The sequence below is a fragment of the Streptomyces sp. CNH189 genome (genome assembly GCF_000527195.1).
Map to the genome: position 1 here is coordinate 36022 of NZ_AZUS01000008.1, position 26501 is coordinate 62522.

Below are 26501 nucleotides of genomic sequence, written 5' to 3' on the forward strand. Positions count from 1 at the left end.
TGCCCGCGGACTACGGTGAGCGGGTGCCGAAGCGCAAGAACACGTTCTCGTCCTGGCCGCGCCGCCTCGCCCAGCGCGCGGTCCACGCGGGCTGGGGCTGGGCGCAGCGCACCGGCTCGGTGACCGCCGAGCACCCCGGCCGCTTCCGCTTCGGTGCCATGGGAACAGGTACCAGGCTGGCCTTCCCGCTCGGCACGATCTTCGGCGAACCCTGGATCCGGATCGGCGCGCACTGCATCGTCGGCGAGCAGGTCACCCTGACCGCCGGCCTCATGCCCGGGCTCGACCTCGGCCCCGAGCCCATCCTGCGCATCGGCGACGGGGTCGTCCTCGGCCGCGGCAGTCACGTCATCGCCGACACCACGGTGACCATCGGCAGCGACTGTTACTTCGGCCCGTACGTCTACGTCACCTCCACCAACCACTCGTACGACGACCCGCACGAGCCCATCGGCAAGCAGTGGCCGCGGATGGAGCCGGTGGAGATCGGGCCCGGCTGCTGGATCGGCACCGGCGCGGTGATCCTGCCCGGCGCGCGTGTCGGGCGGAACGTGGTGGTGGCGGCGGGGGCGGTCGTCCGCGGCGAGGTGCCGGACCACTGTGTGGTCGCGGGCGCCCCCGCCCGGGTGGTGCGGCGCTGGACGCCCGACGAGGGCTGGCAGCCGCCGCTGCGCACCCCGCCGCCCGTGCCGATCCCGGACGGCACCACGCCCGACCAGCTGCGGGCACTGTCGGAACTCGACGAGGAGAGCGTGGCCCGGCTCGCGGAGCTGGACGAGGAGGGCGCCGCCCGGCTCACCCGGTGCGACGCGAACGGCACCGCGCGGCTGGCCGAGGTGGAACCCGGCGCCTGACACTCGCGCCCTGTGGCCGGCGGCCGCGCAGTACAGTGCGGTGAACGACCGGGTGCACCGCGGTGGCACGGACGCCGGACCCGGTCATCCGGAATGTCGAACGGACGGAATGTGGCGGACCTCGACCTGCTGACCCGGTCCCTGGCGCGCAACGTCAAGCGCTGGCGCACCGAGCGGGGCTTCACCCTGGACACCCTCGCGGCCCGGGCGGGCGTCAGCCGCGGGATGCTCATCCAGATCGAGCAGGCCCGCACCAACCCGAGCATCGGCACGGTCGTCAAGATCGGCGACGCGCTCGGTGTCAGCGTGCCCACCCTGCTCGACTACGAGCGGGGCCCGAACGTCCGGATCGTGCCCGCGGACCGGACGGTGCGGCTGTGGCACACCGGGCGCGGCAGCTACAGCCGGCTGCTGACCGGCACCGAGGCGTCAGGCCCGCTGGAGATGTGGGAGTGGCGGCTCATGCCGGGGGAGAGCAGCGACTCCGACCCGCACCCCGACGGCACGGTCGAACTCCTCCACGTCACGGCCGGGGAGCTGACGCTCACCGTCGACGGGGACGAGCACCGGGTGCCGGCCGGCGCCAGCGCGTCCTTCGAGGCCAACACCCCGCACACCTACGCCAACGCGGGCGACGAGCCGATGGAGATGATCATGGCGGTGTCCGTGCCGCCCGTCCACTGAGACGCCCTCGGGCAGCCGCCGCACCCGCTGTTACGGTGCGGCCATGCGCGCACCCATCGGAGACTTCGACCACGCCACTCCCGCCCCCGAGTGCCTCGACGAGCTCACCGCCCCCGTCGCGGCCGCGGTCCGCGCCTGGAGCGGCAGCGTCCCCGCCGACCAGATCCTGTACGTCGAGACCGACCCGCGCTGGGCGGACACCGCCGTCTTCGTCGAGCACTACGGCCGCGACCTGCTGGAGCGATCGGCGAACTGCGTGGTGGTGGCGGGCAAGCGGGGCGGCGAATCCACGCTCGCGGCGTGCGTCGTACTGTCCACCACCCGGGCCGACGTCAACGGTGTGGTGCGCCGGCACCTCGGCGCCCGCAAGGCCTCCTTCGCCCCGAGGGACACGGCCACGGGGGAGACCGGCATGGAGTACGGCGGAATCACCCCCGTCGGGCTGCCGGACGGCTGGCCCGTCCTGGTCGACGCGGCCGTGGTGGACCTGGAGTACGTGCTCGTCGGCAGCGGCCGGCGGCGCGGCAAGCTGCTGGTGCCGGGCAAGGCGTTCGCGGAGCTGCCGGGAGCGGTCGTGCTGGAGGGACTCGGGGTGGCCTGAGGTCTCCGGGTGGCCTTTACGGAGCCTCCTGGGGTCTTGAGGGATCTGCCCCGTCGGCTCAGTACCGCTCCGCCGTGCCCAGGTACCGCTCCGCGAAGGCCGCCGCGGCGGCCGGCGAGCTGAACATGCGGCGCAGCCGGGCGAGCACGGTGCCCGCGCGGAACGGGTCCCCGGCCGCGCTCCCGTGGTACAGCTCGGAGAGCCACTGCGAGAACTCCTGGTAGTCCCACACCCGCCGCAGACAGGACGCCGAGTAGCCGTCCAGTCCGGTTGCGTCGCCCTTCAGGAGCCGGTCGGCGAGGGCGTCCCCGAGGGCGAACGCGTCGTGCAGCGCGAGGTTGTGGCCCTTCGCGGCGATCGGCGCGACCAGGTGAGCCGCGTCCCCGGCGAGGTACAGCCGGCCGAACGCCATCGGCTCGGTGACGTAGTCGTGCATGTCCAGCACGCGCTTCTCGATCAGCCGCCCCTCGGTCAGCGGCTCCGCGCCGGCCGCCCCCAACCGGCGCCGCAGCTCGGTCCAGACCCGCTCGTGCGGCCAGTTGCCGGGGTCGTCGCCCGGCGGTCACTGGAGGTAGGAGCGCGTCACCTCCGGGCTGCGGGGCATCTGGCCGGCGAACCCGTCCGGATGGCACCCGAACAGCACGCAGTCGGCGGACGGCGGCGCCTCGGCCAGCAGTGCCAGCCAGCCGAAGCCGTAGTCGTGCCGAGCCACCGTGGCCCGCTCCGCCACGGCCGCCCTGGTCACGCCGCGGGCACCGTCGCGGCCCGCGACGAACTCGCAGGCGACGACCTCCCGCCGGCCGCTCTCGGGCAGACGTACGACACCGACGGCCGGTCGCCGTCCGGACCGTGCAGGCGCACGTCGCGCACGCCGAACCGGACCGTCCCGCCGCGCGCGTCCGCGTACTCCCGCACCAGGTCCGTGACCAGGGACTGCTGCGGATACACCCAGTGACGACGGCCCGTCAGCTCCTCGTAGACGAAGCGGTAACGCTCGCCGTCGAAGCGGAACTCACAGGCGGTGTGCCGCTGGGCGCGCTCCAGCACGTTCCCGGCCAGCCCGCGCCGCTCCAGCCCGCGCACCGCCGGCTCCTCGATCACCCCGGCCCGCGGCCGCCGCTCCACGACCTCCCGTGTCTCCGTCTCCAGGACCAGGCAGTCCACACCGGCCGCGCGCAGGACGCACCCCACGGTGAGCCCGGCCGGTCCCGCCCCCACCACGACCACCGGAAACCGTTGCCGGGCGGGGGGAGTCGGCGTGGGAAGACGCGTCAGTCATCGCGCCATCATGATGGCCGTCGCGTCCGTACGGCAGGTGCCGGGGACCGCTCAGCCGAGGCCCAGCCGGGGGATCTCGATCGCGGGGCAGCGGTCCATCACCATCTCCAGCCCCGCCGCACGGGTCCGCTCGTACGCCGCATCGTCGACGACCCCGAGCTGGAACCACACCGCCTTGGCGCCCTTGGCCACCGCCTCGTCGGCGACCTCCCCCGCCAGGTCGCTGTTCACGAACACGTCGACGACGTCCACGTCGAACGGGATGTCCGCCAGCGAGGCGTAGCCCTGCTCCCCGTACACGGTCTCCGCCTTCGGGTGCACCGGCACCACGCGCTTGCCGAACCGCCGCAGCACCTGCGCCACGCCGTACGCGGCACGGCCCTCGTTGGAGGACAGGCCCACCACGGCCCAGGTGTCACCGAGTCCGGTGAGAATCTTGCGGACCGTTGCCTCGTCGCCGTACACCGTGGGCCTCCTGCGCGTCGAAAGAGCGTTTCTCCCGCACAACCAGGGGTGGCGCACGGTGATTCCCCGAGCGCCCGCCCGCCGGCCCGGGCGGGCGAGATCCGCAAGCGGTGACCCTAAAAGCGTGCGAGATACCTGCGTGTGCCCGCTCGCGCGCCTACGCTCGCCTCGTGCTGCGCATCACCGACGCCCGAACCGGCGAGCCCGTGGACGCCGCCCCGGCTCGCCGGGGCCTGACCCGCGTCGAGGCCCACACCCAGGGGCTCGACCCGACGAACCTCCGTGTGCTGCTCGCCGCGGACCTCCTCGTGCGCGCCCTGGAGCTTGGCGGCACACCGGTGTGGGCGCTGCTCCGCGGCGAACGTCACCGCGAGGAACTGCGCGCGGCGGGCGCCGCCCTCGGCGTCCGGCCCTTCGAGGAGGGCGGGGACACCGGCGCCGGGCTGGGCGAGGCGCAGGTGCTGCACGTGGTGGGTGAGGACGGCCCGGAACCCGACGGCGTACGGATCACCGTCGCCCCCGTGCGGTGGGAGGCGCCCGTCCCGCCGGACGCGACCGACCAGGCCGCACTGCGCCTCGCCCTGCTCGCACATCCCCGGCGCACGCCCGCGCGGATCGACGCGCGGACGCTGACGGAGGCCGGGGACACCCTCGCCCGCCGGCGCCGCGCGGTCGCCGAGTGGGCGCGACGGCCCTCCCGTCCCGTGCCCGACACGGTGCGCGCGGACCTGCGCGCCGCCTGGGAGGACGACCTGGACACGGCCGCCGTGCTCGACGTCCTACGCGCGGTGGAGTCCGACCCCGGCCTGGCCGACGGCGCCCGCTTCGAGACGTACGCCTACGCCGACCGGCTGCTCGGTCTCGACCTCGCCCGCGACCTGGGGAACCCGGCATGATCGAGCGCTCCGCCGCGGGACCGCTGCGCCGGCTGGTCGTGCTGCGGCACGCCAAGTCGGCCCGGCCGGAAGGCGTCACCGACCACGAGCGTCCCCTGTCCGCCCGCGGCCGCAGGGACGCCCCCGCCGCCGGCCGGGCGCTCGCCGCCGCGGACTGCCTGCCCGGGCTCGCCCTGTGCTCCACGGCCGTCCGCGCCCGCCGCACCTGGGAGCTGGCCGCCGAACAGTGGGGCACACCCCCGCCGGTCCGGCACGACCCGCGCCTCTACCACGCGGACGTCCCCGGTCTCCTGACCGTGGTCCGCGAGGTGCCCGCCGAGGTCGAGACACTGCTGCTCGTCGGCCACAACCCGGGCCTGGAGGACCTCGTCCTCACCCTCGCCGACGACGGCCTCGACGACACCCTGGACCGGGTCCGCGCCAAGTTCCCCACCTCCGCCGTCGCGGTGCTCGACTGGCGCGGCGCCACCTGGCGCGACCTCCGTCCCGGCGGTGCCCTGCTGACCTCCCTCACCGTCCCGCGGGGCGGACGCTGACCAGGGGCGCATAGGCTGTGCGGATGCAGGACGAGTACCGCACCGTGGCCCGCGCGGGTGTGCACGAGACCGAGATCAACCGCTCCCGCTTCCTGTGCGCCCTCGCCCCGGCGGCCACCGAGCAGGAGGCGCAGGACTTCGTCGCCGCCGTCCGCAGGGAGCACGCCGACGCCACCCACAACTGCTGGGCGTACGTCATCGGTGCCGAGGCCTCCGTCCAGAAGGCCAGCGACGACGGGGAGCCCGGCGGCACCGCCGGCGTCCCCATGCTGCAGATGCTGCTGCGCCGCGACATGCGGTACGTCGTCGCCGTCGTCACCCGCTACTACGGCGGCGTCAAGCTCGGCGCCGGCGGACTCATCCGCGCCTACGGCGGCACGGTCGGCGAGGCGCTCGACACCCTCGGCACGATCACCCGGCGACGCTTCCGGCTGGCCACCGTGACCGTCGACCACCAGCGGGCCGGCAAGGTGCAGAACGACCTGCGCTCCACCGGCCGCGAGGTGCGCGACGTCCGCTACGGCGAGGAGGTCACCATCGAGATCGGCCTCCCGGACGCCGACGTGGACGCCTTCCGCTCCTGGCTCGCCGACGCCACGGCCGGCAGCGCCCGCCTCGAACTCGGCGGGGAGGCGTACGGAGACGCCTGACGCCCCGTTCGTATCACCCCCCTCAGGGAGATAACGGGCATATCGGTTCGGGTCATGACGGGTGATACGTGAGCAACCGCCCGCGCTGTCCGAGGCGCCGGTTAGGCTGCCGGGGTCATGAGATTCCTGCACACGTCCGACTGGCACCTTGGCCGGTCCTTCCACCGGGTCGGCATGCTCGGTGCCCAGGCCGACTTCATCGGCCACCTCGTCACCACCGCGCGCGAGCGCGAGGTGGACGCGGTGGTGGTGTCGGGGGACGTGTACGACCGGGCGGTGCCGCCGCTCGCCGCGGTCGAGCTGTTCGACGACGCGTTGCACCGGCTCGCCGCCCTCGGCGTGCCCACGGTGATGATCTCCGGGAACCACGACTCCGCCCGGCGCCTCGGCGTCGGCGCCGGACTCATGGGCCGCGCCGGCATCCACCTGCGCACCGACCCCTCCGCGTGCGGCACCCCCGTGGTGCTGTCCGACGCGCACGGGGACGTCGCCTTCTACGGCCTGCCGTACCTCGAACCGGCCCTGGTGCGGGACGCTTTCGGCGTGGAGCGGCCCGGGCACGAGGCGGTGCTCGCCGCCGCCATGGACCGGGTGCGCGCCGACCTCGCCGCCCGCCCGGCCGGCACCCGCTCCGTCGTCCTCGCCCACGCCTTCGTCACCGGCGGCGAACCGAGCGACAGCGAACGGGACATCGCCGTCGGCGGCGTCGCGTCCGTGCCCGCCGCCGTGTTCGACGGCGTCGACTACGTGGCGCTCGGCCATCTGCACGGCTGCCAGACCCTCACCGACCGCGTCCGCTACTCCGGCTCCCCGCTGCCGTACTCCTTCTCCGAGGCCGGGCACCGCAAGAGCATGTGGCTCGTCGACCTCGACGCCGTCGGGTCCGTCACCGCCGAGCGCGTCGACTGCCCCGTGCCGCGCCCCCTGGCCCGCATCCGCGGCACCCTCGACGACCTCCTCGCCGACCCCGCGCTCACCCGGCACGAGGAGGCGTGGGTCGAGGCGACCCTCACCGACCCGGTCCGCCCCGCCGACCCCATGGTCCGGCTCACCGAGCGGTTCCCGCACACCCTCGCCCTCGTCTTCGACCCCGACCGGCCGCCGGACGACCCCGACGTCTCCTACGCCCGCCGCCTCGCAGGCCGCGACGACCAGCAGATCGCCGAGGACTTCGTCGCCCACGTCCGCGGCGCCGGACCCGACCCCCGCGAGCGGACCGTGCTGCGCGACGCCTTCGACGCCGTGCGCGCCGACGAAGCCGTGCGGGAGGGGACCCGATGAGGCTGCACCGGCTCGACATCACCGCCTTCGGCCCGTTCGGCACCACCCAGAGCGTCGACTTCGATGCCCTGTCCACCGCCGGCCTGTTCCTGCTGCACGGCCCCACCGGCGCCGGCAAGACCTCCGTCCTGGACGCCGTCTGCTACGCCCTCTACGGCTCGGTCCCCGGCGCCCGCCAGGGCGGCCAGGGCACCACCCTGCGCAGCGACCACGCCGCACCCGGCACCCGCACCGCCGTCACCCTCGAACTCACCGTCGCCGGACGCCGCCTGGAGATCACCCGGCAGCCGCCCTGGGAGCGCCCGAAGAAGCGCGGCACCGGTACCACCGTCGACAAGGCGCAGACCTGGCTGCGGGAGCGCGACGCCGCCTTCGGGACCTGGAAGGACCTCAGCCGCTCGCACCAGGAGATCGGCGAGGAGATCACCCAGCTCCTCGGCATGAGCCGGGAGCAGTTCTGCCAGGTGGTGCTGCTGCCGCAGGGCGACTTCGCCCGCTTCCTGCGCGCCGACGCCGAGGCCCGCGGCAAGCTGCTCGGCCGTCTCTTCGACACCCACCGCTTCGCCGAGGTGGAGAAGCGCCTCGCCGAACGCCGGCGGGCCGCCGAGTCCCGGGTGCGCGACGGCGACGCCGACCTGCTCGCCGACGCCCACCGCATGCAGCAGGCCGCGGACGGCACCATGGACCTGCCCGAGCTGACCCCGGGCGAACCGGGCCTCGCCGAGGCCGTGCTGACCGCGGCCGCCGTCGCCCGCAGCACCGCCCGCGAACAGCTCACCGCCGCCCACTGCCGGCTCGCCACCGCCGAATCCGTACGCGCGGAGGCATCGCGCACCCTGGACGAGGAGCGCGAACGGCACCGGCTGCAACGCCGGTTCGCCGAGGCGCGGGAGCGCGCCGAGCGGCTGCGGGAGCGCTCCGGCGCCCACCGCGAGGCACAGGACCGCATGGAGCGGGCCCGCAAGGCCGGGACCGTCGCCCCCGCCCTGGAGCTGCGGGACTCCGCCGACGCCGAGCACCGCCGGGCGGCCGACGTGGAGGGCCACGCCCGCGCCCTGCTCCCCGCGTTCCTCGCGGACGCCGGCGTGGACGGGCTCGCGGCGGCGGCCCGCCGGGCCGCCGAGGAACTGGGCGGACTGGAGTCGGCCCGCCGCGCCGAAGGGCGCCTCGGCGAACTCCTCCACGAGCGGGCGGACCTGGACCGCCAGGAACGCGCCGACGAGGAGGCGCGGGAGGACGCGGAGAACTGGCTCGCCGACTGGGAGGCCACCCGCACCGCCCTCCAGGACCGCATCGCGTCCGCGCAGCAGGCCGCGGCCCGGGCCGGGGAACTCGCCGGACAGCGTGACACCGCCCGCCGCCGCCTGGAGGCGGCCCGGACCCGGGACCGGCTGACCCGGGACGCCGACACGGCCGCCGAACAGGCCCGCGCCGCCCGGGAAGAGGCTCTGGCGGCCCGGCAGCACTGGCTCGACCTCAAGGAACAGCGGCTGAACGGCATCGCCGCGGAACTGGCCGCCGGCCTCACCGACGGCGCCCCGTGCGCGGTCTGCGGCGCCACGGAACACCCCGCCCCGGCCCGCAGGGACGCCGGGCACGTCGACCGCGAGACGGAGGAACGCGCCCTCACCGCCCACCAGCGCGCCGAGGACCGGCGCACCGAGGCGGACCGGCGGCTCTCCGCCGTACGGGAGGAACTGGCCGCGGCGGGCGCCGGAGCCGGGGACACCCCGACCGCTCAACTCGCCCGCGAGCTCGACGAGTCGGAGGAGGAGTACGCACGGGCCCGGGACGCCGCCTCCACCCTGCACGCCGCCCAGGAACAGCTGCGTGCCGCGGAGCGCGAACACGAACTGCGCACGGCCGCCCAGCGCGACGCGGAGGTCCGGGCCGCCGCCCGCGTCGGCCACCGGGAGCGTCTCGACCTCGAACGCGTCTCCCTGGTGGCGGAGTTGACCCTTGCCCGGGGGGACGCCCCGAGCGTGGCCGCGCGCGCCGGGCAGCTCGAACGCGACGTCGCCCTGCTCACCGACGCCACCGACGCGGCGCGGACCGCCCAGGCCGCCGCCCGGCGGCTCAAGGACGCCGACGCCCGCCTCGCCGACGCCGCCTTCCGCGCCGGCTTCGACACCCCGCAGGCCGCCGCGGACGCCCTCCTGGACGACGCCGCCCACCGCGACCTGCAACGGCGCCTGGACGCCTGGCACGACGAGGAGGCCGCCGTCCGCGCCGTCCTCGCCGAACCGGAGACCGTGGCCGCCGCCCGGCAGCCCGCCGCCGACCTCGCCGCCGCCCGGCGCGCCGCCGAGGACGCCGATCGCGCCGTCCGCGAGGCCGCCTCCGCCCGCGACGCCGCCGCCCGCCGCTGCGCCGAACTGGACCGGCTCTCCGCCCGCGCCGCCGCCTCGGTGCGCCGGCTCGGCCCGCTGCGCGAGGAGTACGACCGGGTGGCCCGCATGGCCGCCCTCACCGCCGGCACCTCCGCGCAGAACGAACGCCGGATGCGCCTGGAGTCGTACGTCCTCGCCGCGCGCCTGGAACAGGTCGCCGCCGCCGCGACCGCGCGACTGCTGCGCATGTCGTCCGGCCGCTACACCCTCGTCCACTCCGACGACCGCGCCGGCCGCGGCCGCAGCGGCCTCGGACTGCACGTCGTCGACGCCTGGACCGGCCGGGAACGCGACACCGCGACCCTCTCGGGCGGGGAGACCTTCTTCGCCTCCCTGGCCCTCGCGCTCGGTCTCGCGGACGTGGTGACCGACGAGGCGGGCGGGGTCCGGCTGGACACGCTGTTCATCGACGAGGGCTTCGGCAGCCTCGACGACCAGACCCTCGACGAGGTGCTCGACGTCCTCGACTCCCTGCGCGAGCGCGACCGCAGCGTGGGCATCGTCAGCCACGTCGCCGACCTGCGTCGCCGCGTACACGCCCAACTGGAGGTCGAGAAGGGGAGGTCCGGCTCACGGCTGCGGCTGCTCGGGGCGTGACGGGGCCGGGTCAGCGTCCCACGGGACGGCGCGGCAGCGGCGAGGAGTACACCACGCTGGTGGTCACCGAACCGAGCGCGCCGATCCGTCCCGACACCTCCTCCAGATGCCTCATCGACCGCGCGACGACCTTCAGGACGAAGCAGTCGTCGCCCGTCACATGGTGCGCCTCCAGTATCTCGGGCGTGGCGGCGACGAGGTCGTGGAACGGCTTGTAGTTGCCGGTCGGGTAGCGCAGCCGCACGAACGCCAGGATCGGCAGTCCGAGCCGCTCGGGATCCACCACCGCCGCGTAGCCCTGGACGACCCCGGCCTCCTCAAGGCGCCGCACCCGTTCGGTGACCGCGCTCGCGGACATCGACACGGCGCGGGCGAGCTCGGCGTAACTGGCCCGCCCGTCCCGCTGGAGGACGTCGAGGATGCGCCAGTCCGTGGCGTCCGGGGAATACGCGGTCATTCCCGAGAACTACCAGGGATCCCCCCGGCGGAACAAGGGTGGGGCCGGGGATCGTCCCTTCAGGGCCGCCCCGCGCGACCGTAGTTTCTCTCCCATGACCACCACCGTGAATCCCGTCCTGCGCGTCGCCCCCGCCTCCCCGGCCGCGGCCGCCGCCCACTTCCGCGCGCGCCTCGCCCTGCACACCGACGTCTCCGACGTGGCCGCCGCGCTGGAGGCCGGCGGCGACCCCGGCTTCGTCCTGCTGGACTCCCGTTCCGCCGAGGCGTGGGACCAGGGCCACGTCCCCGGCGCGGTGCACCTGCCCACCGCCCGCATCCCCGAGCGGGCCGCCGCACTCCTGGACCCGTCCGTGCCGGTCGTGACGTACTGCTGGGGGCCCGGCTGCGACGGGGCCGCCCGCGCCGCGCTCGCCCTCGCCGAACTCGGTCACCAGGTCAAGGAGATGCTCGGCGGGTTCGAGTACTGGGTGCGCGAGGGCTTCGCGTTCGAGACCGCGCGGGGCCGCGAGAGCCACGCCGCCGATCCCCTGACGGCACCCCTGGCGGGTGACGCGTGCGGGTGCTGAACCCGCCCGTCCGCCAAGGGAGTCGAGCCGATAGGTTGTGCCGCCATGGAGCGATACGCGGAGCCGGGCACGGTCGAGTGGGTGGAGTCGGGCGGCGGGCCGCTCGTCGCGGTGCCGGAGGCGGTGCTGCCGTTCTGGACGGGAGCCGACGGTGAGGAGTTCGCCTCGGACTACGACCGGGCCTGCGAGGTCGACGGGCTCGTCGGGCTCCTCCCCGTCGGCGACGCCGCCGCCCTCGTCCTGGGCGACGAACCCGCCGCGACCGCCTTCCTCCCCGAGCACTCCCTCTTCGTCCGCTGGGTCGCAGGAGAGGCGGAGGAGGACCTGCTGACGAGCGTCCCCGCCGCGCTCGCGACCGCCCAGTGGCAGCGGGAGACGCGGTGGAAGGTGCCCGGCCCCGTCGTCCTGTTCGACGCGGCCTGGCCCGGCACGCACGCCGCCGGCACCGACCACGCGCGCCTCGCCCTCGCCCCCGGCCCCTACGCCGTGCGCGCCGCACAGGTCAGCCCCGGCCCGGAGACCTGGCTGGTCCTGGTGCAGCTCCGGCCGCTGCCCTGACCCGCGGGCGCCGTTATTCGGGTGCCCTCGCCGGCGGCGCGACCCATCATGGGGATCATGCCGAAGTTTCCCCCGCCCCCGCCCGAGGAACTCCGCCGTGACCCGCTGCCGCTGCGGGGCCGCACCGCCCTGGTGACCGGTGCGAGCAGGCGCGGCGGCATCGGTCACGCCGTGGCCCGCAGGCTCGCCGCGTACGGCGCGAGCGTCTATCTGCACCACCATGTGCCGCACGACGCCGCCATGCCCTGGGGCGCCGACCGGATCGAGGACGTGACCGCCTCCGTGCGGGCGGCCCTCGGCGACCCGGACGCGCGCGTGGTCGCAGGCCCTGGAGACCTCAGCGACCCGGCGGAACCGGCCGCCCTGCACGCCCGCGCCGTCGAGGCGCTCGGCGGGCGCCTCGACATCCTCGTCGCCAACCACGCCCTCAGCGGCTCCGACGGCGACCTCGACACCGTCGACGCCGCGATGCTCGACGCGCACTGGGCCGTCGACACCCGCTCCGTGCTGCTGCTGGTCCAGGCCCACGCCCGGCACCGGGCCACGCTGCCCCCGGGCACCCCCGGCGGACGCGTGACGATGATGACCTCCGGGCAGGACATCGCCGGCGGCATGCCCGGCGAGATCGCCTACGCCCTCCAGAAGGGCGCCCTGGCCTCCGTCACCCGGTCCCTGGCGACCACGCTGGCCGAGCACGCGGTCACCGTGAACACCGTCAACCCCGGCCCGGTGGACACCGACTACCTGACCGGCGAGGTCTACGACGCGATCGCCGCTCGCTTCCCCGCCGGGCGCTGGGGCATGCCGGACGACCCGGCCCGCCTCATCGCGTGGCTTGCCACGGACGAGGCGGGCTGGATCACCGGCCAGGTCATCGACTCCGAGGGCGGTTTCCGGCGCTGAACCGGTCCTAGAGCGCCGCCAGTTCGTCCACCAGGTCGTCCAGGCCCAGCGACCCCTGGGACAGCGCCGCCATGTGCCAGGACTTGAGGTCGAAGGCGTCGCCGTGCCGCTCCCGGGCCTTCTCCCGGCCCAGCAGCCAGGCCCGCTCACCGAGCTTGTAGCCGATCGCCTGCCCCGGGATCGTCAGGTAGCGGGTCAGCTCGCTCTCCACGAAGTCTGCCGGGCGGCTGCTGTGCGCGCCGAAGAACTCCTGCGCCAGCTCCGGCGTCCACCGCTCGCCCGGGTGGAACGGCGAGTCCGCGGGGATCTCCAGCTCCAGGTGCATGCCGATGTCGACGATGACCCGGGTCGCCCGCATCATCTGAGCGTCCAGGTACCCGAGCCGCTCCTCCGCGTCCGTCAGGAAGCCCAGCTCGTCCATCAGCCGCTCCGCGTACAGCGCCCAGCCCTCGCAGTTGGCGCTGACCATGCCGACGGTGGCCTGGTAGCGGGAGAGGTTCTCCGCCACGTGCACCCACTGCGCCAGCTGGAGGTGATGGCCGGGGACGCCCTCGTGGTACCAGGTGGACACCAGGTCGTACACCGGGAAACGGGTCAGCCCCATCGTGGGCAGCCAGGTGCAGCCCGGCCGGGAGAAGTCCTCCGACGGCTGCGTGTAGTACGGCGCCGCCGCGCTGCCCGCCGGGGCGATCCGCGACTCGACCTTCCGCACCCGTTCGGCGAGGTCGAAGTGCGTGCCGTCGAGCCGGTCGATCGCCTGGTCCATCAGGCCCTGCAGCCAGTCGCGGACCTCGTCCACGCCCTCGATGTGGCGGCCGTGCTCGTCGAGGTGGGCCAGGGCCACCCACGGGGTGTCCGCCCCAGAAAGGATCTTCTCGGCCTCCTTCCTCATCTCGCCCAGCAGCCGGTGGTACTCGGACCAGCCGTACGCGTACGCCTCGTCCAGGTCCAGGTCGGTGCCGTTGTAGTAGCGGGACCAGCGGGCGTAGCGCTCCCGCCCGACCGTGTTCGGCGCGCCCTCGATCGCCGGGGCGTACACGTCCCGCAGCCAGTCCCGCAGCTCCACCACGGCCGCCGTCGCCGCGCGGGCGCCCTCGTCGAGCTCCGCGCGTAGCGTGTCCGGACCGGCGGCGGCGAAGTCCTCGAACCAGCCGCGGCCCTCGCCCGTGTCCGCCCACTCGCCGAGCTGCCCGACGAACGTCCCGGCCGGGCGCGGCGCCGCGTACAGCTTGCGTTCCAGGCCCAGTTCCAGGGACTCCCGGTACCCGGCCAGCGAGGCCGGCACCGCGCGCAGCCGCTCCGCGATCACCCGCCAGTCGTCCTCGGTCTCCGCCGGGGTCACCGTGAACACCTCGCGCACCGAGTGCGCGACCGTGCCCAGGTTGCCGACCGCGCGCAGGTGCTCGTCGGCCTCGTGCACGGCGAGTTCGGCGGTCAGCCGCTCCCGCAGCAGCCGGGCGCAGCGGCGCTCGGCGTCGCTGTCCGCTCCGGGCAGCCGCTCGGCCTCGTCGAGCCGGGCGAGGGTCGCCCGGAGCAGGTCGGCGACCGCCTCCTGACCGGCGGGCGAGAGATCGGGCAGCCGGGAGGAACTCTCCTTGACGCCGAGGTACGTCCCGGTGATCGGATCGAGGGCGATGAGCTCGTCGACGTAGGCGTCGGCGACCTGACGGGGAAGCGCGCTGTTGGTTGGTGACATGCGGACCATCCTGGTACGACGTCCGCCGCACGTCACCCGGATTGAGCCGAGGGCGAAGGCGGCAGCATCGGACCGCAGTCCCACCGCTGGAAGATCAGCCGGGTCTCCACCCGTGCCACCTCCCGCCGCGAGGTGAACTCGTCGAGGACCAGCCGCTGCAGATCCGTCATGTCGGCGACGGCGACATGCACCAGGTAGTCGTCCGGGCCGGTCAGGTGGAACACGGTCAGCGACTCGGGCAGCGCCCGGATCCGCTCCACGAACGGCCCCACCAGCTCCCGTCGGTGCGGCCGCACCTGGACCGACAGCAGCGCCTGGAGACCCCGGCCGAGCTTCGCCGGGTCGAGTTCCAGCCGGTGCCCGAGGATCACGCCGGAGCGGCGCAGCCGGGTCACCCGGTCCAGGCAGGTCGACGGCGCGACCCCGACCTGCGCGGCGAGGTCCCGGTACGTCGTCCGGGCGTCGTTCTGCAACAGCCGCAGCAGATGGAGGTCCACCGGATCCAGTACGACAGATTCGGCCACCCGCCGAACGTAGCACGGGGAACGGTCGCGCAGAACCGTTCGGTGTTCACCCTGAGCGCCATGGACAACGGCATGGACACGCGACGCACCACCAGAGCACTCGCCACCGAGGCCGTGCACGCCGGCCGGGACGACCTCGCCGGACTCGGACTGCACGCCCCGCCGATCGACCTGTCCACCACCTACCCCTCCTACGACAGCCGGGCCGAGGCCGCCCGCATCGACGCCTTCGCCACGACCGGCGCCGAGCCGGACGGCCCGCCGGTGTACGGACGGCTCGGCAACCCCACCGTCGCCCGCTTCGAGACCGCCCTCGCGCGCCTGGAGGGCACCGAGGCGGCGGTCGCGTTCGCCAGCGGCATGGCCGCGCTCAGCGCCGTGCTGCTGGTCCGCGGTTCCATGGGCCTCCGGCACGTCGTCGCCGTACGCCCGCTGTACGGGTGCAGCGACCACCTGCTGACCGCCGGGCTGCTCGGCTCGGAGGTCACCTGGACCGACCCGGCCGGGGTCGCCGACGCGCTCCGTCCGGACACCGGTCTGGTGCTGGTGGAGACGCCCGCCAACCCCACGCTCGCCGAGATCGACCTGCGGGCCGTCGCCCACGCCTGCGGCTCCGTGCCGCTGCTCGTCGACAACACCTTCGCCACCCCGGTGCTGCAGCGCCCGGCCGAGCACGGGGCGCGGCTGGTGCTGCACAGCGCCACCAAGTACCTCGGCGGACACGGCGACGTGCTGGCGGGTGTGGTGGCCTGCGACGAGGAGCTCGCCGGGCGGCTGCGGCAGGTACGGTTCGCCACCGGCGGGGTGCTGCATCCGCTGGCCGGCTACCTGCTGCTGCGGGGCCTGTCCACCCTCCCGGTCCGGGTGCGGGCCGCGTCGGCGAACGCCGCCGAACTCGCCGCCCGCCTCGCCGCGGACCCGCGGGTGGCCCGGGTCCACTACCCGAGCATCGGCGGGGCGATGGTCTCCTTCGAGGTGCACGGCGACCCGCACGAGGTGATCGCGGGCGTCCGGCTGATCACCCCGGCGGTGAGCCTTGGCAGCGTGGACTCGCTCATCCAGCACCCGGCGTCCATCAGCCACCGCATCGTCGACGCCGACGACCGCAGGGACGCCGGTGTCTCCGACCGCCTGCTGCGCCTCTCGGTCGGCCTGGAGGACACGGAGGACCTGTGGTCCGACCTCGACCAGGCCCTGGGCACACCGTCCGCGCGCCCGGCCCGGTCGGAGGCCATGGCGCAGGGGTGAGGGACCGCCCATGAAACGGGGGGCCCGGCACACCGCGGTGTGCCGGGCCGTTTTCCGTTGTCGGGGCGGGACGCCGGTCAGGGCCGGGCGACCCGTTCGCCGGGTTCCGGGGTGGGGTGCGCCGCCGGGGCCGGGGTCAGGCGGGCCGTGATCACCAGGGTGCCCTCCTCGACCTGGTAGTCGAGCGGGAGGCCCAGGCCGCGCATCGCCGCGACCATGCCGGTGTTGGACGCCTGGGTCACGGCGTAGACGTGGGCGCAGCCCGCCTCGACCGCCATCCCCACCAGGCGGGACAGCAGTTCGGCGCCGACGCCCCGCCGCTGCCACGCGTCCTCGACGATCAGCGCGACCTCGGTCTCGTCGCCGTCCCACAGCAGATGGCCGAGGGCGACGATGCGGCCCGACGCGGTCTGCGCGGCGAGGGTGCGGCCGAAGCGCGGGCTGAGCAGGTGGCTGAGGTAGCGGCTCGCGTCCCCGACGGGCCCGTGGTAGCGGCGGCGCAGCGTCTCGTCGGAGCACCGCTCGTGCATCGCCCGCGCGGCCTCCAGGTCGGCGGTGTCCGCCCGGCGCACGGAGATGTCACCGCCCTCGGGCAACGTCAGCACGTCACGGCCGCGCGGCATCCGCGGACCGAGCCGGGCGTCCAGCTCCACCAGGGCCCGGGCGCGGGCGAACTCCGTCGGGGTGAACGGCAGATACGGCCGCTCCACGGTGATCACACCGCCCTCCGGGTCGCGCAGCCGGATCACGGTGTCCTCCAGCGAGCCGTCCGGCGGGACCGCACCGGCCTTCGCGCCACCGGCGGGCAGCGAACGGATGGTGCAGCGCCCCAGCAACTGCCGCAGCGCGAGCGGCAGTTCCGCGGCGTCCGTCGCGGTGCGGGCGGCCAGGCCGAGCATCCGGGTCGGTCCGTCCACCAGGTCGTGCGCGTCGGCCCGCTCGGCCCAGGTGTCCACGCCCCCGCCCGCCGTCACCGCGGCGACCAGGTCCGCACCGGCCGGCGCCCGCAGCAGGAACTCGTCGACGGTGTGCGCGCCCAGCGGGTGCGTCTGCAGGCTCAGGATGTCGACCCGCCGCTCGGCGAGCGCGGTGCACAGGGCCGCAAGCGCGCCCGGTTCGTCCCGCACCGTCGTCCGCATCCGCCACAGCACGCTCTCGACCGCCGCCGGCCCGGGCAACGGCGGGGCGTCGCCGGTATCGTGCGCCGGCGGCGCGTGGCCGTGGCGGCGTGTCCACCACGCGTGGAACGCCTCCCCGCAGCGCGCGGCGCGGGCCATCGGGTTCCAGCGGGCCGCCGCGCGCCCTCCGTCACGGTCGTTCGTCACATCAGACATGTCTCGACTCATACAGTCACTGTGAAGGAACCGTGTTTCGTGATCACGAACGTACCGTGACTGACGAGTAAAGCGTGCTTCTGTCCGAATTGCTGCGGTGCCGACCGGCGAAGCCCCGCTGAAACGCGGTCACTTGACAGCGCGCGCCGGACCCGCCGGTGATCCAGGCGGTCAGCGGGGCGGTCAGCGGGGCGGGCGCCGACGGGCGCGCAGCGCCAGCACCAGGCACACCACCGTCGCCGCGACGGCGAGTGAGGCGGGCAGCCGCGCCCACGAGGTCCCCGCGACCGGCGCCTGGGCGACGAGCAGGACCACGGCGGTCGCGGCGGCGGCCGTCAGGGCGGGCGCCGCCCGCGGATACCCGGCCGGGGCGGTGACGCCGGCCGTCCACGGGTCGGTGACCAGCAGGTAGGCGAGCAGCAGGGCGGCGACGCAGACGACCAGCCAGAACGGGGGGCCGGTGAAGGCGGCGACCGCGATCGCCGCCGCCGGCAGCACGGTCGTCCTGCGGCGGGCCGCCAGGATCCGCCAGCGCGTGGACGTCAGGACGGGACGGGCGTCGACCATCGGAGCGGCCCACCACGCGGCCACCGCCGTTCCCAAGACCAGCATCTTGACCAGCGGCGACGCGTGCAGCGCGGCCGGCGGGTCGCAGGCGGCGACGGCCAGGGCCGTCCCGAGCAGACGGTCCGTGACGCGGGACGTGAGACGGGTGAGGAGCCGGGCGACCGGGCTGCCGGCCGAGGCCGTGCCCGGCCGGGCGGTCCGGGCGGGTGCGGCGGTCATCGGGACCCCCCGTGGACGCGGGTGCGCAGCAGCGGCGCGAGAGCGAGGTCGAGACTCTCACCGGGCCGGTGGGCGACGACGGCGATGCCGCGCTCCACCAGGGCGAAGCGCATCGCGTCCCGGTCGGCCCGCCACAGCCGCAGCGCGAGTTCGCCTTCGGTGTCGCCGGGTTCCACGACCGGCTCGCCGGCGGGGATCTCGACGACGACCATCGGGTTGGCCCGCCCGCGGATCTGGTGCAGGACGTCGAAGATCCGCTGGTCCGTCAGCGGCGTCATGACGTACACCAGCGCCCCTTCCGGCAGCGCGGGCGGCGGGAGCAGGCCGAGCCCCTCCGAGCGGTGCGCGCGGTCCTTGCGGACCTCCAGCACACTCTCGACGATGCGGTAGAAGTAGCCCTGACCGCTGCCCGGTTGCAGCCAGCGGGTCGTGCCGCCGACCGACACGACGCCGACCCGGTCGTGGGTGCGCAGATAGGCGCGAACCAGCCCGGCGGCCGCCCGGAAGGTCTCGTCGAGCGAGGACGCGCCGGTGGCCGGGTCGACCACGTCGGCGAGGACGTCGAGCAGCACCACGGTGTCGGCCGCGCGCTCCGCGGCGAACTGGTGCACCTGCAGGGACCCGCGCCGGGTGGTGGCCGGCCAGTGGATCCGCCGCTGCCGTTCACCGCGTACGTACGGGTGCACGCCGGTGACCTCGACGCCCTCGCCGCGCTGCACGGCGGTGTGCTCGCCGAGCCGTTGCGGCAGCCGGACCGGGATCGGGGTGAGGCCGGCGTGTCCGGGCAGCGGGAACACGGCGACCTCACCGAGTTCGGCCCGCACCGTGCGCCGCGCCAGCCCGCCTTCGTCGTAGACGTCGACGTCGACCGTGCCGAGCGACCAGCGGCCCCAGCGCCGCGCGGTCAGGACGAGATCGACGTGGTGCGCGCCGACCGCGAGATGGTCGAGCCGGACCCCGTGACCGAGGGTGATGCCGGGGTCCAGGCGGCCGGTCGCACCGTCGTGGGAGACCGCGATCCGCACCCTCACTCGTTCGCCCTCGAAGAGCCGCCGCGGCTCCACCTCGGCCTCGGCCGTCACCGCCCGCGGGCGCGGCCCGCCCGGCAGGGCGAGGGCGAGCAGCACCAGGGGCGGCGCGGCGAGGGCGAGGACCCAGGGGTGCCCGGTGACGAGCGCGGCGACCAGCGCGACGACGGCCAACGTGCCCAGCCGCAGCGCGCGTTCACCCGCGCGCAGGCCGGACGGAGGCGGTGGCGGTGGCTGGGCGGTCACGTCGTGACGGCCGACCAGGGCCCGCCGCACGGCGGCGGCCGCCCTGCGGTCCGGGACGCGCTCCGTCATGACGCGATCGGCGTGCGCGGCACGGTCTGCGGGGCGGGCACGGACCGCACGATCTCGCGCGTCACGTCGTCGCCGTCGATCTGCCGGACCCATAGCTCCGGCTTGAGGGTGACGCGGTGCGCGAGGGCGGGCACCGCCACCGACTTGACGTCCTCCGGGGTCACGTAGTCCCGCAGGTCCATGACGGCACGGGCGCGGGCGAGCTGCACCAGGGCCAGGCCGCCGCGAGGGGAGGCGCCGACCTGGACGTGCGGGTGGTCGCGGGTGGCGCGGACCAGCGCGACGACGTACTCCAGCAGGTCGTCGTCGACCTCGACGCTTTCGACGGCGGCCCGCATGGCCAGCACCTCGCCCGGACCGCTGAGCGGGCGCAGCACCGCCTCGGGCGCCGCCCGGTCGACCCGCGCGCGCAGCATGCCCTTCTCCTCGGAGGCCTCCAGATAGCCCATCCGCACCCGCAGCAGGAACCGGTCGAGCTGGGCCTCGGGCAGGGAGTACGTGCCCTCGTACTCGATGGGGTTGGCGGTGGCGACGACCACGAAGGGCTCCGGCAGCGGCCGGGTGCTGCCGTCGACGGACACCTGGGACTCGGCCATCGCCTCCAGCAGGGCGGCCTGGGTCTTGGGCGGGGTGCGGTTGATCTCGTCGGCGAGCAGCAGGTGGGTGAAGACCGGTCCGGGCCGGAAGACCATCTCGCCGGTCCGCTGGTCGTAGAACGGTGCTCCGGTGACGTCGGAGGGCAGCAGGTCGGGGGTGAACTGGATGCGGCGGAAGTCCAGGCCGAGCGTGGTGGCGAAGGAGCGGGCCAGCAGCGTCTTCCCGAGTCCCGGCAGGTCCTCGACGAGGATGTGGCCGCCGGCGAGGACGCCGAGCATCACCAGCTCCAGGGGTTCCCTCTTGCCGACCACGGCCGTGCCGATCTCGTCGAGCACGGCCGCGGCCCGCTCGCCCGCCTGCCGGGGCGTCAGGGTGTCGTGGTCCGGGATGAGGCGGGGGCTGGTCACGGTCGGTTCCTCACGGTGCGGGGGTCGGGGTGCGGGGACTGGGGTCGGGCCGGCCGCGGCCCCACCGGTCACAGGGCTTCCAGGCGGTCGAGCAGGGAGCGCAGGACGGGCTCTGGGAGCGTGGGCCGCGGAGCGGGCGCCCCGGGATCGATCCACGGCCACAGCTCCACTCCCACCAGTGCCCGGGCGCGCCGCGGGTCCCGGTACATCGGGACGCCGTGCCGTTCGGCCAGCCGGGCGGCGAACAGCCGCTGCAACTGCGGCCGCATGACGGTGTCGAGGTGCGTGTCGCCGTCGTCCGTGAGGGTGTGGGACACGATGCGCCGCCAGCCGCCGAGAGCCGGTGCCCGGCTGCTCAGCAGGCGTACGGGCTCCCGGAAGCCGCTGTCCTGGGCGGCACCGCCCGCGGCGTAGCGCCCCAGACCCAGGGCGACCGCGGTGAACAGGGCGAGGCCGGTGGCGGCCGCGGCGGCACCGTCGGCCAGGGCGAGCAGCACCTCGGTCGGGACCGCGACGGTGCCGAGGACGGCGAGCGAGTGGCGGAGCGAACCGGGCTCGGACAGCACGGAGTCGGCCACGGCCCGTATCCGGGCGGGCGCCTTCACGAGGTACCCGCCACGGCGTCGGGTTCCGGGGCTTGCGCGCGCAGGCCCTCGGCGATCTCGGCGAGCGTGGCGGCGGCCCGGTCGCGGTGGCGGGCGTCCATCGGGTGCGTGGAGTAACGGGCCTCGCGGAACAGCGCGGTGAGCGTGGCGGCGGCCGCCCCCGCGGGCAGGCCCCCGGCGACGGCACGCTCCAGCAGGTCCTGCGGGCTGTCCGAGGCACGCCGGGCCACACCGGAGTCGGCGAGCGACTTCTCCATGGCGGCGTAGCAGGCGATGACGGCGGCGCGGGCGTCGTCCCCGTCCGACAGGGCACGGCGCCCGGAGTCCACGGCGCGGGCCAGGCGCTCCTGCTCGTCGTCGAGCGTCGCGTACGTCGCCGTGGCCTCGGGCGCCAACGGCCGGGTCAGGTGCCGCCACAGACGCAGCCCGGCGAGCACGACGACCACGACGAGCAGGGCGATGCCGAGGCCGATCAGGATGTGCGTCAGCCCCAGGTCCAGGCCGTCCCCGGGGTCCCCGGCGTGCCGTGGGGGAGGCAGGGTGCGCGCGGGGTCCTGGGCCGGGCTCGGGAACGGTGACGCGTCGAGGCCGTCGTCCACGCCGGGCCCGTAGGCGTCGCCGGACGAACCGAACCGGTGCAGGACCAGGACGAGCAGCGGGACGACCAGCGACGCGCCCAGCAGGCCGCGGCTCATGGCGTCGGTCAACCGCTCCCGGACCGGGTCGAGTTCGTCAGCGGCGTCGACCCGCTGCCGGTACTTCTCGCGCAGCGACAAGCCACCGAAGAAGGCGAGCAGGGCGAGGCCGAACACGAGGACGGGGTTGCCGCCGAGCGGCCCGCTGCCCTTGGCCAGCAGGCCCGCGTCGGGGCGCAACAGCAGTGCCGTCAGGGACAGTCCGGCCACCACCAGCACCGTCAGCGCTGCTTGCGCGGCGCCGATCGTGCCGTGCCGCCGTCGCCCGTCCCCCGTAGGCTCCCGCCCCACCGCCACACCCCCTCGTGCACACCCAGGCGTGCTCGCCGCTCCCGCGCCTGCCGCCGGTCCCCCCCCCGGCGCGACGGAAGCCTGACACGACGAGACGTGCCGCCACATTGCCTGGTTACGGCAGTACTTCCGCACCCTTTCATGCCGTCATCCGGCGACGGCTCCCGGGCACCCGTGCCGTGGTCCCCGGGGGCCGCCGGCCTGGGCGGGGCCGGCCGGGCGTGGGCCGGTCAGCGGCTGCCGTCGAGGATGACGCGGGCGACCAGCGCCGGGTCGTCGTTCATCGGGACGTGACCGCAGCCGGGCAGCCTGACCAGGCGCGCCCGGGGGATGATCTGCTTGGCGCGGACGCCCTGACGGGGGATCAGCAGCCGGTCCCGCGAACCCCAGGCCACCGTCACGGGGATGCCGGGCACGTCGTCGGTGAACCGCACCGAGCCGCCCGCGCGCAGGGTACGGGCGAAGCCGGTCGCCTCGACGAGCGCCCGGGTCTCGGCGACCACGGCCTCCGGGGCGCGGCGCCCGGGACGTGCGTAGATCGTGCTGGTCAGCACGGCCCGGCCGGCCGCGGACCGGGCCAGCTTCTCCACCAGCCGCGGCGGCATCCGCTCCGCGATCCCGCGCATGCCGGACAGCACCGTGAAGGCGTACCGCCGCTCGGCCGGGGTCCAGAAGCCCGCCGGGGACAGCGCCGTCACCGACCGCACGAGCCGTGACCGGCCGAGCTCCAGGGCCAGCAGACCGCCGAGGGAGTTGCCGGCGACGTGCGGCCGGTCGAGCTCCAGCGCCTCGCACAGACCGCCGAGCGCCGCGTTCATGGTGGGCAGGTCGTGGGCGAGACCGTCCGGGAGGGCGGGGGAGGCGCCGAAGCCCGGCAGGTCCACGGCGATCACCTCGCGCTCGGTGGCCAGGATGTCCACGACCGGGTCCCAGGCCTGCCGGTGGTGTCCGATGCCGTGCAGCAGGAGCAGCGGGGCGCCGCGGCCCACGCGCGCGTAGGACAGCGTGACGGTCTGCGGGCCTTGCGGAGAGGTGACCTTGAAGGAGACGGTCGCGGACATGGGTGCTCCTTGTTCGGGACTCGCGGGAACGGACGTCGCCCGACGTCGTAGACAGCTTGTCAGCAATTGCTACCGACGGGTAGCCCTCGCGCCGTCCGCCACCCCGAGGGCCCGCCGCCCTCGAGCCGTCTGGACACCCACGCGCGCGTCGGCTGGGATGGTTCCGTGACCGTCGACCCCGCGACCGAGGTGTTCGAGGAACACCGGCCCCTGCTCATGGGTGTCGCCTACCGCATGCTGGGCCGGGTGGCCGACGTGGAGGACGTCGTGCAGGACGCCTGGCTGCGCTGGTCCGGCGACGACCGGTCCGACGTGCGCGAGCCGCGCGGCTACCTGGTGCGCGTCACCACCCGCCTCGCCATCGACCGGCTCCGCCGGATCAAGGCACGCGGCGAGACCTACGTGGGCCCGTGGCTGCCCGACCCCTACGTCACCGACTTCGGCGACACCGTGGCCGACACCGCCGAGCGGGCCGTGCTCGCCGAGTCCGTCTCCCTCGCGGTCCTCGTCGTCATGGAGACTCTCTCCCCGCTGGAACGCGCGGTCTTCGTGCTGCGCGAGGCCTTCGGTTACCCCTACGCCGACATCGCGGCCATGACCGGCCGAGGTGAGGCGGCCGTCCGCCGGCTCGGCGCCCGCGCCCGCCGGCACGTCGACGAGCGGCGCCCCCGCTACGACGTCGACCCCGCCCGGCGTCGCGCCCTCACCGAACGCTTCCTGGCCGCGGCGGCCGGCGGTGATCTCGCGGGCCTGATGGAACTGCTCGCCCCGGACGTGCGGTTCGTCGGCGACAGCGGCGGCAAGGCCCGCGCCCCCCTGCGGGTGCTGCACGGCGCCGACCACGTGGGACGTTTCTTCGCCGGCGTGGCCGGCAAGGGCGTGCCGGACGCCTCCGTCCTCATGGTGGAACTCAACGGCGGGCCCGCGGTGCTCGTGCTGTCCGGCGGCAAGCCCGACACGGTCGTCCAGCTCGACGTCGACGAGGGCCGCGTCCGCACCGTCCACGTCGTGCGCAACCCCGACAAACTGGCCCGGCTCGCCGCGCTCCGGTAATCGCGCCCCGCCCGCCCGGGAAGCGCCCGTCGCACCGCGCGACGGGGCCTTCCCGCGGAGCGCCGATTGGTATTGACCAAGTCCCATGGCCCCCTTATCGTCGCAGAGAAGTGAAACAACCTTTAATAAACAAGGGCGCTAAAACGCCGCCGGACACGGCGATCGTGGAGGACAGGGTGGGGACCACGCAGCTGGAATCGGTGCCGGAACCGAAGTACTGGCATTTGAAGACCGTGCTCAGCGAGGCGCTGGACTCGGAGTTCTCCGTGGGCGAGATCCTGCCCAACGAACGCGACCTGGCCGCCCGCTTCGGCGTCGCGCGCGCCACGCTCCGGCAGGCCCTGGAACAGCTTGAACTGGAAGGCCGCCTGCAGCGCCGCCGCGGCGTCGGGACCACCGTCGCCCCGCCGCGCATGGGCGTGTCCGTCGGCAGCGAGCAGCACACCTGGCCGGGCGGCCCCCACGACGCGTGGCACAGCGTGGACTGCCGGCTCGACGTGCCGTCCGCCGCGCTCGCCGAGACCCTGGTGACGGGCAGCGACGAGCCCGTGCACATCGTGCGGCGCTCCCGCGTCTCCCGCGGCCAGCCCGTCGCGTCCGAGATGCTGTACATCCCGGCCGCCTCGGTGCCCGACCTCTCCGGCATCGACGCCCCCTCCGGCGCCGCCCGCGCCCGCGCGGTGCTGCGCGAGCTGCAGCGCCTGGAGCTGGAGCGGCAGGAGAACGCCGTGGAGCTCGGCTCGGCCGGCGCGGACGAGGCCAAGGAACTGGACCGGCTGCCCGGCGCCCCCGTCCTCGTCGTCACCACCCGCTACATCGCCCGCGGCCGCACCGCCGCGCTCTCGGTGGCCACGTACCGCGCGGACACCTGCCGCCTCACCTTCGGTGACTCCGGCGGTGTCGAGATACACCACGGCCCGGAGCGCCAGGCCTCCTGACGAGGCGTCGACGCGCCGTGGGGCCGGGCCCCACGGCGCGCGGCCCGTCAGCGGCGGGCCGTCACCGTGCCCTCCACCGCGAACAGTTGCTCCTCGACGTGGTCGAGAGCCAGCCGCACCGCGCCCGTCGCCACCGCCGCCTCGCCCAGCAGGGACAGGGTGACCTCCGGCGGGCGCAGGCAGTAGCGGGACAGCTCCCGGCGCAGCGGCTCCAGCACGCCGTCCAGGCCGGCCGCCCAGCCCCCGATCACCACCAGCTCCGGGTCCAGGGCCAGCACCAGCGCCGCCACGTCGTGCACGAGCCGCTGGATGAACCGGTCCATGGCCGCGAGCGCCCGCTGGTCGCCCTCGCGGGCCTGCGCGAAGACCGCGGCGACGGCCTGCTCGTCCAGCGGGTGCAACGGCTCGTCCGTGGTGGACAGCAGCGTCTCGGGCGTCGCCTCCCGGCCCAGCAGGTGCAGCGCCCCGATCTCGCCGGCCGCCCCGCCGTACCCGCGGTGCAGCCGCCCGCCGATCAGCGAACCGGCGCCCGGGCTCAGCCCGGCCAGCACGAACACCACGTCGTCGGTCTCCTTGGCGGAGCCCTTCCAGTGCTCCGCCACCACCGCCGCGTTGGCGTCGTTCTCCACCAGCACCGGGCACTTGAAGGAGCGGCTCAGCCGTTCGCCGAGGCCCAGTCCGGTCCAGCCGGGCAGCGCCGTACCCAGCCGCACCGTGCCGTCCGCGTCGACGATCCCCGGGGTGCCCACGCCGACCGCCCGCAGCGAGCCCCGCGGCACCCCGGCCCGCCGCAGCAGCTCCGCGACGGCCGCCCGCAGCCGGTCCAGACGCTCGTCGGCGTCGACCGTCTCGTCCACGTCCCGCACCTGCGCGCCGATCACCCGGCCGTCCAGGTCGGCCAGCAGCGCCGCCACCCGGTGCACGCCGATCTCCAGGCCGAGCAGATGCCCCGCCTCCGCCCGGAAGCGGAACCGCCGCGCCGGGCGGCCCTGACGTCGCGCGGTGCCCTCGTCGGCCGCCGCCTCCACGACCAGGCCCGCCTCGATCAGCCCTTCGACGACGCCCTCGACCGTCGGCCGGGACAGTCCCGTCACCCGGGTCACCTCGGTCAGCGTCGCGCAGTCCGTGGCCCGCAACGCGTGCAGCACCACCGCGGAGTTGATCCTCCGCAGCAGCGAGGGATCCCCGCCGGTCAGCCGACCCAC

Annotated in this window: 26 protein-coding genes and 1 pseudogene; 14 read left to right on the top strand and 13 right to left on the bottom strand. The window is 75.1% G+C overall.

Annotated features, from left to right (window positions below; all coding sequences use genetic code 11):
* Positions 1 to 23 precede the first annotated feature (23 nt).
* The 3 genes from B100_RS0112920 to B100_RS0112930 all read left to right on the top strand — a co-directional run bounded on the left by B100_RS0112920 (position 24) and on the right by B100_RS0112930 (position 2139).
* A complete protein-coding gene (locus B100_RS0112920; protein WP_024884860.1) occupies positions 24 to 854 on the top strand; it encodes an acyltransferase in 831 nt (276 codons plus the stop codon).
* A 111-nt stretch (positions 855 to 965) separates the two neighbouring features.
* Positions 966 to 1538 carry an XRE family transcriptional regulator gene (locus B100_RS0112925; RefSeq protein WP_024884861.1) on the top strand — a complete coding sequence of 191 codons (573 nt, stop codon included), beginning with the start codon at positions 966 to 968 and terminating at the stop codon, positions 1536 to 1538.
* Positions 1539 to 1581: 43 nt separating this feature from the next.
* Entirely contained in the window at positions 1582 to 2139 is a 558-nt protein-coding gene (locus B100_RS0112930; protein WP_024884862.1) for a YbaK/EbsC family protein, read from the top strand.
* 58 nt (positions 2140 to 2197) lie between these two features.
* On the opposite strand, the pseudogene B100_RS33915 reads toward B100_RS0112930, so the two are convergent.
* Both B100_RS33915 and B100_RS0112940 read right to left on the bottom strand, forming a co-directional pair.
* Positions 2198 to 3366 (bottom strand): annotated as a pseudogene (locus tag B100_RS33915) (4-hydroxybenzoate 3-monooxygenase).
* A 102-nt stretch (positions 3367 to 3468) separates the two neighbouring features.
* Positions 3469 to 3882, bottom strand: coding sequence for a CoA-binding protein (locus B100_RS0112940; RefSeq protein ID WP_024884863.1), 414 nt, complete (start codon positions 3880 to 3882; stop codon positions 3469 to 3471).
* A gap of 170 nt (positions 3883 to 4052) precedes the next feature.
* On the opposite strand from B100_RS0112940, the gene B100_RS0112945 reads away from it, so the two are divergent.
* The 5 genes from B100_RS0112945 to B100_RS0112965 all read left to right on the top strand — a co-directional run bounded on the left by B100_RS0112945 (position 4053) and on the right by B100_RS0112965 (position 10232).
* Entirely contained in the window at positions 4053 to 4778 is a 726-nt protein-coding gene (locus B100_RS0112945; RefSeq protein ID WP_024884864.1) for a hypothetical protein, read from the top strand.
* Complete coding sequence (locus tag B100_RS0112950; RefSeq protein ID WP_024884865.1) at positions 4775 to 5314, top strand: SixA phosphatase family protein; 540 nt, start codon at positions 4775 to 4777, stop codon at positions 5312 to 5314. The genes B100_RS0112945 and B100_RS0112950 overlap by 4 nt, the downstream gene beginning before the upstream one ends.
* Positions 5315 to 5337: 23 nt before the next feature.
* On the top strand, positions 5338 to 5964 hold the full coding sequence (locus B100_RS0112955) for a YigZ family protein (protein WP_024884866.1): 627 nt from the start codon (positions 5338 to 5340) through the stop codon (positions 5962 to 5964).
* 117 nt (positions 5965 to 6081) lie between these two features.
* The gene (locus B100_RS0112960) at positions 6082 to 7245 is read left to right on the top strand and encodes an exonuclease SbcCD subunit D (RefSeq protein WP_024884867.1); all 1164 of its coding nucleotides are present in this window, start codon (positions 6082 to 6084) and stop codon (positions 7243 to 7245) included.
* Positions 7242 to 10232: an AAA family ATPase gene (locus B100_RS0112965; protein WP_024884868.1), complete on the top strand. Its 2991-nt coding sequence runs from the start codon at positions 7242 to 7244 to the stop codon at positions 10230 to 10232. Before B100_RS0112960 ends, B100_RS0112965 begins: the two co-directional genes overlap by 4 nt.
* 10 nt (positions 10233 to 10242) lie before the next feature.
* Here the strand turns inward: B100_RS0112965 and B100_RS0112970 are convergent, their stop codons facing one another.
* Positions 10243 to 10689 (bottom strand): Lrp/AsnC family transcriptional regulator, encoded by a 447-nt coding sequence (locus B100_RS0112970; RefSeq protein WP_024884869.1) that lies wholly within the window; start codon positions 10687 to 10689, stop codon positions 10243 to 10245.
* A 94-nt stretch (positions 10690 to 10783) separates the two neighbouring features.
* On the opposite strand from B100_RS0112970, the gene B100_RS0112975 reads away from it, so the two are divergent.
* Genes B100_RS0112975 through B100_RS0112985 form a run of 3 tightly spaced genes read left to right on the top strand, consistent with a single transcriptional unit; the run spans position 10784 to position 12718 of the window.
* Entirely contained in the window at positions 10784 to 11257 is a 474-nt protein-coding gene (locus B100_RS0112975; protein WP_024884870.1) for a rhodanese-like domain-containing protein, read from the top strand.
* 45 nt (positions 11258 to 11302) lie between these two features.
* Entirely contained in the window at positions 11303 to 11815 is a 513-nt protein-coding gene (locus B100_RS0112980) for an immunity 21 family protein (protein ID WP_024884871.1), read from the top strand.
* A 57-nt stretch (positions 11816 to 11872) separates the two neighbouring features.
* Complete coding sequence (locus B100_RS0112985) at positions 11873 to 12718, top strand: SDR family oxidoreductase (RefSeq protein WP_024884872.1); 846 nt, start codon at positions 11873 to 11875, stop codon at positions 12716 to 12718.
* Between the two features lie 7 nt (positions 12719 to 12725).
* Here the strand turns inward: B100_RS0112985 and B100_RS0112990 are convergent, their stop codons facing one another.
* A complete protein-coding gene (locus B100_RS0112990; RefSeq protein WP_024884873.1) occupies positions 12726 to 14414 on the bottom strand; it encodes a DUF885 domain-containing protein in 1689 nt (562 codons plus the stop codon).
* Between the two features lie 32 nt (positions 14415 to 14446).
* Positions 14447 to 14938 carry an Lrp/AsnC family transcriptional regulator gene (locus tag B100_RS0112995; protein ID WP_024884874.1) on the bottom strand — a complete coding sequence of 164 codons (492 nt, stop codon included), beginning with the start codon at positions 14936 to 14938 and terminating at the stop codon, positions 14447 to 14449.
* Between the two features lie 72 nt (positions 14939 to 15010).
* Here B100_RS0112995 and B100_RS0113000 point away from each other — a divergent pair, with 72 nt between their 5' ends.
* The gene (locus B100_RS0113000; RefSeq protein WP_486585635.1) at positions 15011 to 16186 is read left to right on the top strand and encodes a trans-sulfuration enzyme family protein; all 1176 of its coding nucleotides are present in this window, start codon (positions 15011 to 15013) and stop codon (positions 16184 to 16186) included.
* A 77-nt stretch (positions 16187 to 16263) separates the two neighbouring features.
* Here the strand turns inward: B100_RS0113000 and B100_RS0113005 are convergent, their stop codons facing one another.
* From B100_RS0113005 to B100_RS0113035, 7 genes are all read right to left on the bottom strand, one after another.
* Complete coding sequence (locus B100_RS0113005) at positions 16264 to 17532, bottom strand: GNAT family N-acetyltransferase (RefSeq protein ID WP_078540890.1); 1269 nt, start codon at positions 17530 to 17532, stop codon at positions 16264 to 16266.
* A gap of 171 nt (positions 17533 to 17703) precedes the next feature.
* Positions 17704 to 18306 (bottom strand): hypothetical protein, encoded by a 603-nt coding sequence (locus tag B100_RS0113010; RefSeq protein ID WP_024884877.1) that lies wholly within the window; start codon positions 18304 to 18306, stop codon positions 17704 to 17706.
* Positions 18303 to 19649: a DUF58 domain-containing protein gene (locus B100_RS0113015; RefSeq protein ID WP_024884878.1), complete on the bottom strand. Its 1347-nt coding sequence runs from the start codon at positions 19647 to 19649 to the stop codon at positions 18303 to 18305. Before B100_RS0113015 ends, B100_RS0113010 begins: the two co-directional genes overlap by 4 nt.
* Positions 19646 to 20653, bottom strand: a complete 1008-nt coding sequence (locus B100_RS0113020; RefSeq protein ID WP_024884879.1) for an AAA family ATPase — start codon at positions 20651 to 20653, stop codon at positions 19646 to 19648. Before B100_RS0113020 ends, B100_RS0113015 begins: the two co-directional genes overlap by 4 nt.
* Before the next feature lie 68 nt (positions 20654 to 20721).
* A complete protein-coding gene (locus B100_RS0113025; protein WP_486585636.1) occupies positions 20722 to 21231 on the bottom strand; it encodes a hypothetical protein in 510 nt (169 codons plus the stop codon).
* Positions 21232 to 21254: 23 nt separating this feature from the next.
* The gene (locus B100_RS0113030) at positions 21255 to 22244 is read right to left on the bottom strand and encodes a DUF4129 domain-containing protein (RefSeq protein ID WP_486585637.1); all 990 of its coding nucleotides are present in this window, start codon (positions 22242 to 22244) and stop codon (positions 21255 to 21257) included.
* 230 nt (positions 22245 to 22474) lie between these two features.
* On the bottom strand, positions 22475 to 23305 hold the full coding sequence (locus B100_RS0113035; protein WP_024884882.1) for an alpha/beta fold hydrolase: 831 nt from the start codon (positions 23303 to 23305) through the stop codon (positions 22475 to 22477).
* A gap of 165 nt (positions 23306 to 23470) precedes the next feature.
* Between B100_RS0113035 and B100_RS0113040 the strand changes: the two genes are divergently transcribed.
* Both B100_RS0113040 and B100_RS0113045 read left to right on the top strand, forming a co-directional pair.
* Complete coding sequence (locus tag B100_RS0113040; RefSeq protein WP_024884883.1) at positions 23471 to 24358, top strand: RNA polymerase sigma-70 factor; 888 nt, start codon at positions 23471 to 23473, stop codon at positions 24356 to 24358.
* 176 nt (positions 24359 to 24534) lie between these two features.
* On the top strand, positions 24535 to 25296 hold the full coding sequence (locus B100_RS0113045; RefSeq protein WP_024884884.1) for a GntR family transcriptional regulator: 762 nt from the start codon (positions 24535 to 24537) through the stop codon (positions 25294 to 25296).
* A gap of 47 nt (positions 25297 to 25343) precedes the next feature.
* Here B100_RS0113045 and B100_RS0113050 read toward each other — a convergent pair whose 3' ends face one another.
* Entirely contained in the window at positions 25344 to 26501 is a 1158-nt protein-coding gene (locus B100_RS0113050) for an ROK family transcriptional regulator (RefSeq protein ID WP_024884885.1), read from the bottom strand.